Origin of the sequence: Halorhodospira sp. M38 (assembly GCF_022227985.1) — a bacterium.
Lineage (GTDB): Bacteria > Pseudomonadota > Gammaproteobacteria > Nitrococcales > Halorhodospiraceae > Halorhodospira > Halorhodospira halophila_A.
Genome location: NZ_JAJNQP010000008.1, coordinates 99,162 through 108,753 on the forward strand (window position 1 = coordinate 99,162; position 9,592 = coordinate 108,753).

A 9,592-nucleotide genomic window follows, 5' to 3' on the forward strand; every position below is an offset into this window, starting at 1 on the left:
CGCTGCGAGGCTCGGTGAACCATTAAGCCGTTATTCACACAGGGTCCGTCGGCCACCGTGCGCCTGGTGCTGCTGGCCACGGTCTCGATCCTGCTCATGAGCCTGGACCACCGCGAGCACCTCGTCGAGCCGGTCCGCGAGACCGTCTCCGGGGTGGTGTATCCGCTGCGGTTCGTCGTCGACGCCCCCTTCTCCATCGCGGAACGGGTCTCCGAGCGGCTGGCCACACGCCATCAGATCATGGAGGAAAACCGCCAGCTGCGCGACCGGCACCTGGCGTACCAGGAGCGGCTCCAGCGCATGCAGGCCCTGGAGCGGGAGAACGAGCGCCTGCGCGAGCTGCTCGGCTCCTCGGAACGGCTCGAGACCGAGGTGGCCATCGCCGAGCTGATGCGCGTCGAGCTCGACCCCCACACCCACCTGGTCGAGATCGACCGCGGTGCCAGTCAGGGGGTGTTCGTCGGCCAGCCGGTCCTGGATGCCAACGGGGTCATGGGCCAGGTGGACCGGGTCGGACCCCGCTCGGCCAGCGTGCGGCTGATCTCCGACCCAAGCCACGCCATCCCGGTGGAGAACCATCGCAACGGGCTGCGCACCGTGGCTCTGGGCAGCGGCGACCCGCAGCGACTGGAGCTGGCCAACGTGCCGGGCAACGCCGACATCCGCGAGGGTGATCTGCTCACCGCCTCCGGGCTTGGCGGCGCCTTCCCACGCGGCTACCCGGTCGCCGAGGTCACCTCGGTGGAGGTGGAGGCCGGCGAGCCCTTCGCGCGGGTGACCGCCCGGCCGGCCGCGGAACTCGACCGCAGCCGCAAGCTGCTGCTGGTCTCCGTGGCCGACGACCCGGATACGCCCGGCGCCGAGGACGACGCCGGGGCCGCCGACGACAAGAGCGAGGACGAGTCTTGACGGGTCATCGGCCACGCAATGGGGGCGGGGTGATCCTGCTCAGCTTCATCATCGCCCTGATGCTGACCATCGTACCCATGCCGGGCTGGGCGCAGGAGTTCCGCCCGGAGTGGACGGCGCTGATCCTGCTCTACTGGAGCCTGGCGTTGCCCGAGCGCGTGGGCGTCGGCGTCGGGTGGCTGGCCGGGCTGTTCCAGGACGCCCTGCTCGGGACCCTGCTCGGGCAGCACGCCCTGGCCTTCGCCCTGATCGCCTTCCTGGCGCTGCGGCTGCACCAGCACCTGCGCCTGGTGCCGGTCTGGCAGCAGGCGCTGGTCGTGCTCGGGCTGCTGCTGGTGGCGCAGTTGGTGATCCTCTGGATCAACGGCATCATCGGACGGCCGGCACCGGACTGGCAGGCGTGGGCTGCGATCCTGGTTGGCGCTGCCATCTGGCCGATGGTCTTTCACATCATGAGGGGGGTGCGGCGCCGCTTCCAGGTGCAGTGACACCGGCGGGAACGGCGGGCAATGAGGTAGCTGGTGAGCCTTTCCATTCGCGATCAGCAACAGGACGCCTCCAGGATCCGGCGACGGATCGTGGTGGCCGGCGTGTTGTGCATCCTCGTGGTCGCCGGGCTGATGACCCAGATGGTGCGCCTGCAGGTGGTCGATCACCATCACTACGCCACCCTCTCCCAGGAGAACCGCATCAAGGTCAACGCGATCCCGCCGAGTCGCGGCCAGATCCTCGATCGCAATGGCGCCATCCTTGCGGAAAACCGCCCCTCTTACCAGCTGGTGGCGACCCCGGAGCGCGTCCCGGACATCGACACCATGCTCGACGAGGTCGGCGAGATCATCGAGATCACTGAGGCCCAGCGCGAGCGCTTCCTCAACCGCCTGAACAACTCCCGTCACTTCGAGGCCCTGCCGCTGCGCACCCGACTGGACGAGGAGGAAGTGGCCAAGCTCGCCGTCCACCGCCACCGCTTCCCCGGCCTGGAGGTGGATGCCCGGCTGGTACGCCACTACCCGCAGGGCCAGACCGGGAGTCACGCCGTGGGCTACGTCGGGCGCATCACCGCCCGGGACCTGCGCCGCATCGACCGCACTGCCTACCGCGGGACCAATCACATCGGTAAGAGCGGGATCGAGCACGCCTACGAACAGGTCCTCCACGGTGAGGTGGGCGTCGAGCGTGTGGAGACCAACGCCGCCGGCCGCGTGCTACGCACCCTCGACCGCCACCCGCCGCGATCCGGCGACGACCTCATCCTGACCCTAGACATCGATCTGCAGGACGCCGCAGAGCGCGCCCTGGGCGATCAGCGCGGGGCGGTGGTGGCCCTGGACCCGGACAGCGGCGACATCCTGGCCATGGCCAGCCGTCCGCACTACGACCCCAACAAGTTCGTCCGCGGCATGAGCCGGGAGCGCTTCCAGGAGCTGGAGGACACTGGCTGGCAACCGCTGATCAACCGCCCGATCCGCGGGCTCTATCCGCCGGCCTCCACCATCAAGCCCTTCGTCGGCCTGGCCGCCCTGGAACATGACGTCATCCGCCCGGATACCGAGATCCACTGCGACGGCAGCTATCACGTGGAGGGCCGCGACGAACCGTTCCGCTGCTGGCGGGACTGGGGGCACGGGGATACCGACTTTGTCCGGGCGGTGGCCGAGTCGTGCAACGTCTTCTTCTACGACACCGCCTTCCGCCTCGGGATCGATCGGATGTCCGCGTTCCTCGAGCCGTTCGGCTTCGGCACGCCGACCCGGGTGGACACCTCCGGCGAACGCAGCGGGATCCTCCCCAACCGCGACTGGAAGCGCCGTGCCCTGGGCGGCGGCTGGTACCACGGCGAGACCGTGATTACCGGCATCGGCCTGGGCTACTTCAGCACCACGCCCATGCAGCTGGCCCGGGCCACCGCCATCCTGGCGAACCAGGGACGCATCGTCGAACCGCGCCTGGTCCAGACGATCCGCGATGGCGAAGCGGGACACGAGTCGCGAACCGCCGCCAGCACCCCCCAGGAACGCATCGAGCTGAACGACCCGGAGCACTGGGAGCTCACTACCGAGGCCATGCGAGCCGCCGTCGAGCACCCCCGCGGCACGGCGCGGCTGATCGGCGACGATCTGGACTACAGCCTGGCCGGCAAGACCGGTACCGCGCAGGTCACCGAGAGCCGCGAGGACGACGACGAGGAGGAGATCCCCGAGCATCTGCGCAGTCACGCCCTGTTCATCGGTTTCGCGCCAGCGGAGGATCCGGAGATCGCCGTGGTCGTGGTGGTCGAGAACGCCGAGGGCGGCGGCGGTGCCGCAGCGGCCCCGGTGGCCCGCGCCGTTACCGATGTCTGGCTGACCGAAGATTACGCCTTCCTCGAGGACCTGGAGGCCGGCCGCATCGACGAGAGCGAGGTCGAGGACGAGGAAGAGGCCCCGATGGAGCTGATGCCATGAGCACAAGCGCCCTGCCCGGCAGCCAGGGGGTCGGTGTCCGGCTCTCGTTCCTGCAGTCGCGACTACACCTCGACGGGGTGCTGCTGACCGCGTTGGCCGCTGTCGCCGCCTTCGGCGTGGCAGTCCTATACAGCGCCTTCGGCGAGGACTGGGACCAGACCCGGAACCAGGTCATCCGCGTCTCCTTCGGCTTCCTGGCGCTATTCGCCTGCGCGCAGATTCCGCCGCGCACCCTGCGCCGCTGGGCACCTTGGGTCTTCGGCGTGGGCATGGCGCTGCTGGCCGCGGTGATGGTCATGGGCGTCATCGGTCAGGGGGCGCAGCGCTGGATCGACCTCGGCTTCATGCGCTTCCAGCCGGCCGAGCTGATGAAACTGGCCCTGCCGCTGATGCTCGCCTGGCTGCTGGCCGATCACGACATCCCGCCCCGCCCGCGGCGCGTGATGCTGGCGCTGGTGCTGATCGCCGCGCCGGTCGGGATGATCGCCGTCCAGCCGGACCTGGGCACCGCCGTGCTGGTGGCGGCCTCAGGCTTCTTCATCCTCTTCCTGGCCGGCCTGGGGTGGCGGTGGATCCTGGGCGGCGTCGCCGGAGCCGGCGCCGCGGCACCGCTGCTGTGGTTCTTCGTCATGCACGACTACCAGCGCGCCCGGGTACTGACCTTCCTCAACCCCGAGAACGACCCCCTCGGCGCGGGCTACCACATCATCCAGTCGAAGATCGCCATCGGCTCCGGCGGGCTGTTCGGCAAGGGCTGGCTCAACGGCTCCCAGGCGCACCTGGAGTTCATTCCTGAACGCCACACCGACTTCGTGCTGGCGGTGGTGGCCGAGGAGTTCGGCCTGATGGGCGTGGCGCAGCTGCTCGCCGTCTATCTGATCATCGTCGGCCGCGGCCTCTACATCGCCGCCCGCGCTCAGGACAACTTCAGCCGCCTGCTCGCCGGCAGCATCTCGCTGACGTTCTTTATCTACGTACTGGTCAACGCCGGGATGGTCTCGGGGCTGCTGCCTGTGGTCGGTCTGCCGTTGCCGCTGGTCAGCTACGGCGGCTCGTCACTGGTGACCATCATGGCGGCTTTCGGTATTCTCATGGCCATTCACACCCACCGTCGTCTCTGGTCGTGAGGGCCTGCAGCCGGTCATGAACCAACGCCTCCGTCACGCCACCGTGGCACTGCTGTGCGCCAGTGCGCTGCTCGGCACTGCCACCGCCACCACCACCGAGCGCGAGCGTTTCGCCGATCAAGTGGCCGAGCGCCACGACCTGGACGCCGAGCACCTGCGCGCGGTGCTCGCCGCCGCCGAGCACGATGAGCGGGTGCTCGAGCGCATCGCCGCCCCGGCCGAAGGACTCCCCTGGCACGAGTACCGCGGGATCTTCCTCACCGAAGAGCGCATTGCTGCCGGCCGCGACTACGGATCCGAGCACCGCCGAATGCTTGCCGAGGTCAGCGACGAGCACGGCGTGCCCGAGCCGGTGATCCTGGCCATCCTCGGCGTGGAGAGCTACTACGGCCAACGCCGCGGCGACCACCGGGTCCTCGACGCCCTGAGCACGCTGGGCTTCTCCGACCACCCGCGTGCCGGCTTCTTCCGGGACGAGCTGGAGGCCTACCTACTGCTCAGCCACGAGAACGAGTGGGACCCCACGGAGCCCACCGGCTCCTACGCCGGCGCCCTGGGTAAGGCGCAGTTCATCCCGTCGAGCTACCGCGCCTACGCCGTGGATCAGGACGGCGACGGGCGCCGCGACCTGATCGACAACCCGGCGGATGCCGCCGGCAGCGCCGCCCACTACCTGGCCCGGCACGGCTGGGAGCCCGGCGCGCCGGTAGCCCGCCGGGTGGAGGCCGAGGGCGCAGACTGGCAGCAGGCGCTGGCCGACACCAACCGCCCCGTGCCCGCCCGAAAGACCGTCGCCGAGCTGGAGGCGCTGGGGGTCGAGGTGCCGGAGTCGCTCGACGGCGACACCCCGGCGGCGCTCATCGAACTCGAGGGCGAAAGCGGCCCGCAGCTGTGGCTGACGCTGCAGAACTTCTACGTCCTGACCCGTTACAACCACAGCGCCCTCTACGCCATGGCCGTCTACCAGCTGGCCGAGGCCATTGCCGGGGGGCAACCCGAGTGAGGCCGCTTGCCACGGTGCTGCTCACTACGGCCAGCGGCGTAGCACTGATCGCCGGCTGCGCCGCCCCGGAGCGCGACCTGCCACCGCCCCGTCCGGATGAGGACCCGGCCGAACGGGTTGCCACCGACGGGCCCTCGGATCGCGACCCCGAGGAACTCGCCCGCCTGCCCGACGCCGTACCGCAGGACGTGCCGCCGAGCCGCTACGGCAATCCCGACCAGTACGAGGTCTTCGGCGAGACCTACCACACCATGAGCCGGGAAGAGGCCGAGGGCTTCACCCAGCGCGGGCGCGCCTCCTGGTACGGGACCAAGTTCCACGGCCGGCGCACCTCCAGCGGCACCCCCTACGACATGTACGCCATGACCGCCGCCCACCGCGAGCTTCCGCTGCCCACTTGGGTGGAGGTCACCAACCTGGAAAACGACCGCCGGGCGGTGGTCAAGGTCAACGACCGGGGCCCCTTCGTCGACCCCGACGAGCGCATCCTGGATCTGTCTTATGCCGCCGCGGTGCGCCTGGACGTGGCCGATCAAGGCACGGCCCCGGTGAAGATCCGCGTGGTGACCCCGGACGATCCGCCGCGGGACAAGGCCGACAACACGGATGCCGAGGTCGGCGATGCGCCGGCGGTGGAGACCTTCGGCGTCGACGATGAACGCGAGCCCGATCCCATCGAGGAGCTGATCACTGCACGGGAGGAGCGCGAGGACGAAAACGACTCCGGCGACACGCCCGCCTCCGCCGGCATCCCGGCAACGGTCCAGGTGCGCACCGCCGACCGCCTGCTGGACGAGGCCGGGGCGATCCAGCCGATCGCCATCCATCTGCAGACCGGCGTGTTCGGCCAGCGCGAGAACGCCGAGCGAATGCGGACCCGGATTCGCGAACTGGACCCGGAAGCCGAAGTGGCCGTCGAGGAGATCGATGGGGCCGAGGGGCCGCTGCACCGCGTTCGCCTGGGGCCGCTGGAGAACCTCGCCGACGTGGACCGCCTAGAACGGACCCTGGAGGAGGCGGGGATCGATCACTACCGCATCACCCCGTAACCCCCCCGCCCCCACCCGCAAACGCGTTACAATGAGAGCTCGTTGTGCCATCCGTCGAGACCGCCGCCATTCCGATGATGAGACGAACCCTCCTACGACTGCTCGTCCCCGCCCTGCTGACCGCCGGGCTCCTTCCCATTGCCACCGCCGACGACCGCTGGGGTACGCCCATCGTCGAATCGGTCCCCACGCCATCGCCGCCGAGCATCGGCGCACCGAGCCACCTGCTCGTCGACATGCACAGCGGCTACATCCTCGCCCACCGCGACCCCGAGGAGAGCTGGGAGCCGGCCAGTCTGGCCAAGATCATGACCGCCTACGTGGTCTTCGAGGAGCTCGCTGACGGGCACATCGGACTCGAGGACAAGGTTACCGTCAGCGAGAACGCCTGGCGCTCCAGCGGATCGCGGATGTTCCTGGAGGTCGGCAACGAAGTCACCGTGGCCGAGCTGCTGCAGGGGCTGATCGTGCAATCCGGCAACGACGCCGCCGTGGCGCTGGCCGAGCACGTGGCCGGGGACGAGGACACCTTCGCCCAGGTCATGAACCAGTACGCCAGCCGCCTGGGCATGGAGAACACCCGTTACACCAACGCCACGGGCATGCCCCATGAGCAGATGCGCACCACGGCCAGGGACACGGCGCGCCTGGCCCGGGCCATGATCGACGACTTCCCCGAGTTCTACGACTGGTACTCGCAGCGCTCCTTCGAGTACGCGGGGATCAACCAGCACAACCGCAACCGCCTGCTCTGGCGCGACGAGACCGTCGACGGGCTGAAGACCGGCTACACCAGCTCCGCCGGCTACAACCTGGTCACCTCCGCCGAGCGCGGGGGCATGCGCCTGATCTCCGTGGTCCTCGGTACCGAAAGCGAGGATGCGCGGGCCCAGCAGAGCCTGCAGCTACTCAACTACGGCTTCCGCTTCTTCGAGACCCACCGCCTCTACAGCGCCGGCGAGCAGCTGACCGAGGCGCGCGCCTGGATGGGCGAGGTCGACTCCGTGGCCCTGGGCATCCCGGACGATCTCTACGTGACCATCCCCCGCCAAGAGTACGACAACCTCACCGCCTCGGTAAGCGTCGACGGCCAGATCCGCGCCCCGGTGGCGGCTGGCACGGAGATTGGCACGCTGAAGATCGAGCTTGCCGGCAGCGTGATCCACGAGGAGCCGCTGATCGCCATGGAGGACGTCGAAGAGGGGGGCCTCTGGCGCCGCATGATCGACCAGGTCTGGCTGCAGTTCGAGTAGCCGATGGGCAATCCGGCGACCTGCTACCTCAACGGCGAGCTGATGGCGCTCGCCTCGGCGCGGATCTCGCCCCTGGATCGCGGCTTTCTTTTCGGCGACGGGGTCTACGAGGTGATCCCCTGCTACGGTGGCGTGCCCTTCCGGCTCGATGCGCACCTGCGGCGGCTGGCCAACTCACTGGCGGCCATCGACTTGGCCGATCCGCTCTCCCCAAGGGGCTGGACGGAGGTCTTCGAGCACGTCTGCCGGGCTAACGGCGGCGGCGATCAGTCGCTCTACCTCCAGGTCACCCGGGGCTGCCCCGAGCGGCGCACCCACGAGTTCCCCGGGCGCAGCGAGCCGACCGTCTTTGTCATGAGCTCACCGCTGCCGGCGGCCGGTGCCTTTGCCGACGGGCTGCACGCCACCCTGCGCGAGGACCTGCGCTGGGCCCGCTGCGACATCAAGGCGGTAGCCCTACTGCCCAATGTGCTGCTGCGCCAGGAGGCCATCGCCGCCGGCGCCGACGAGGCCATCCTGCACCGCGATGGACAGATCACCGAGGGTGCGGCGAGCACGGTCTTCCTCGTCCGCGACGGCGAGCTGGCGACACCGGCGCTTCACCCCGGCCTGCTCCCCGGGATCACGCGGGAAGTAATCCTCGAGCTGGCCGAGCAGCACGGGCTACCCTTTCGGTGTCGCCCGATCGGCCTGGACGAACTGCGGTCGGCGGACGAAGTCTGGCTGTCGAGCGCCACCAAGGAGGTCGCCCCGGTGCTGCGCATCGACGGAGACCCGGTGGGCAACGGCAGCCCCGGGCCGGTGTTCGCGGCCATGCGGGGCTGGTTCACCCGACTGCGTGAGGCAACCGCCCGCGGGAGGCAGCCATGAGCGAATTCAACGCCGACAATACGCCCCTGGAGTTCCCCTGCCGGATCGGGGTCAAGGCCATGGGACACGCGGGCGCCGACCTGGCCACGCGCGTCGAGCGCATCGCCGCCGGCCACGCTACGATCCTCGAGGTGCGCACCACCGGCAGCCGCACCGGCCGCTATGTGTCGGTAACGGTGACCATCGAGGCCCACAGCCGCGACCAGCTCGAGGGGCTCTACCGCGAGCTCAATGCCGATGACGCCATCATGGTGACCCTCTAGGAGGCCGCCCTTTTGCCCTGCGCCCTCGAACACATCCATACCCGCTACCTGGGTGAGCAGCCTTACGAGGCCACCTGGTCCGCCATGCGCACCTTCACCGACGAGCGCAGCGCCGCGACGGCCGATGAGCTCTGGCTGCTCCAGCACCCGCCGGTCTACACCCTGGGCCAGGCGGGCCGCGCGGAGCACATCCTCGATGCCGGCGAGACGCCGGTGGTGCGCACCGACCGCGGCGGCCAGGTCACCTGGCACGGTCCGGGGCAACTGGTTGCCTACCCCCTACTCGACCTGCGGCGCTGGAACCTGGGGGTACGCACCCTGGTCCACGCCCTGGAGCAGGCGGTCATCTCGCTGCTCGCCGCCTACGGGGTCCCCTCAGGCCGCCGTGAGGACGCCCCGGGGGTCTACGTGGAGGGGGCTAAGGTAGCCGCGCTGGGGATCCGGGTCCGCCGGGGCTGCAGCTATCACGGGCTGTCGCTGAACGTCAGCAACGACCTAAACCCCTTCCAGCGCATCAACCCCTGCGGCCATGCCGGTCTGCCCACGACGCGGCTGCGTGACCTGGGCATCACCACGTCGCTGGACCGGCTCGAGGTGGAACTGGGCATCTATCTGCTGCAGGCCATCGACGCCGCCTCCCGCGAACCCCGCCAAGAGCCCGCCTGAGGATA

Annotated in this window: 10 protein-coding genes; all 10 read left to right on the forward strand. The window is 69.6% G+C overall.

The window, feature by feature from the left end; translation table 11 throughout:
- Window positions 1-21: 21 nt before the first annotated feature.
- Window positions 22-909, forward strand: coding sequence for a rod shape-determining protein MreC (gene mreC / locus LRA98_RS07060; protein WP_201169837.1), 888 nt, complete (start codon window positions 22-24; stop codon window positions 907-909).
- On the forward strand, window positions 906-1,397 hold the full coding sequence (gene mreD / locus LRA98_RS07065; protein ID WP_201241904.1) for a rod shape-determining protein MreD: 492 nt from the start codon (window positions 906-908) through the stop codon (window positions 1,395-1,397). Before mreC ends, mreD begins: the two co-directional genes overlap by 4 nt.
- Before the next feature lie 33 nt (window positions 1,398-1,430).
- On the forward strand, window positions 1,431-3,356 hold the full coding sequence (mrdA, locus tag LRA98_RS07070; protein WP_238633320.1) for a penicillin-binding protein 2: 1,926 nt from the start codon (window positions 1,431-1,433) through the stop codon (window positions 3,354-3,356).
- Window positions 3,353-4,483: a rod shape-determining protein RodA gene (gene rodA / locus LRA98_RS07075; RefSeq protein ID WP_238633319.1), complete on the forward strand. Its 1,131-nt coding sequence runs from the start codon at window positions 3,353-3,355 to the stop codon at window positions 4,481-4,483. Before mrdA ends, rodA begins: the two co-directional genes overlap by 4 nt.
- 16 nt (window positions 4,484-4,499) lie before the next feature.
- Window positions 4,500-5,486, forward strand: coding sequence for a lytic murein transglycosylase B (gene mltB / locus LRA98_RS07080; RefSeq protein ID WP_238633318.1), 987 nt, complete (start codon window positions 4,500-4,502; stop codon window positions 5,484-5,486).
- Window positions 5,483-6,535, forward strand: a complete 1,053-nt coding sequence (locus tag LRA98_RS07085) for a septal ring lytic transglycosylase RlpA family protein (protein ID WP_201169796.1) — start codon at window positions 5,483-5,485, stop codon at window positions 6,533-6,535. Before mltB ends, LRA98_RS07085 begins: the two co-directional genes overlap by 4 nt.
- 74 nt (window positions 6,536-6,609) lie before the next feature.
- Window positions 6,610-7,788, forward strand: coding sequence for a D-alanyl-D-alanine carboxypeptidase family protein (locus LRA98_RS07090; protein ID WP_201242975.1), 1,179 nt, complete (start codon window positions 6,610-6,612; stop codon window positions 7,786-7,788).
- A 3-nt stretch (window positions 7,789-7,791) separates the two neighbouring features.
- The gene (locus LRA98_RS07095) at window positions 7,792-8,658 is read left to right on the forward strand and encodes a D-amino acid aminotransferase (RefSeq protein WP_238633317.1); all 867 of its coding nucleotides are present in this window, start codon (window positions 7,792-7,794) and stop codon (window positions 8,656-8,658) included.
- Window positions 8,655-8,921 (forward strand): YbeD family protein, encoded by a 267-nt coding sequence (locus LRA98_RS07100; RefSeq protein ID WP_201169802.1) that lies wholly within the window; start codon window positions 8,655-8,657, stop codon window positions 8,919-8,921. Before LRA98_RS07095 ends, LRA98_RS07100 begins: the two co-directional genes overlap by 4 nt.
- A 12-nt stretch (window positions 8,922-8,933) precedes the next feature.
- Window positions 8,934-9,587 (forward strand): lipoyl(octanoyl) transferase LipB, encoded by a 654-nt coding sequence (lipB, locus tag LRA98_RS07105; protein ID WP_201169804.1) that lies wholly within the window; start codon window positions 8,934-8,936, stop codon window positions 9,585-9,587.
- Window positions 9,588-9,592 lie beyond the last annotated feature (5 nt).

What these genes read in the sequence shown, in the direction of transcription:
- rodA (WP_238633319.1), top strand. Translation starts at nt 3,353, where the DNA reads ATGAGCACAAGCGCCCTGCCCGGCAGCCAGGGGGTCGGTGTCCGGCTC.
- mltB (WP_238633318.1), top strand. Translation starts at nt 4,500, where the DNA reads ATGAACCAACGCCTCCGTCACGCCACCGTGGCACTGCTGTGCGCCAGT.
- LRA98_RS07090 (WP_201242975.1), top strand. Translation starts at nt 6,610, where the DNA reads ATGATGAGACGAACCCTCCTACGACTGCTCGTCCCCGCCCTGCTGACC.
- LRA98_RS07095 (WP_238633317.1), top strand. Translation starts at nt 7,792, where the DNA reads ATGGGCAATCCGGCGACCTGCTACCTCAACGGCGAGCTGATGGCGCTC.
- LRA98_RS07100 (WP_201169802.1), top strand. Translation starts at nt 8,655, where the DNA reads ATGAGCGAATTCAACGCCGACAATACGCCCCTGGAGTTCCCCTGCCGG.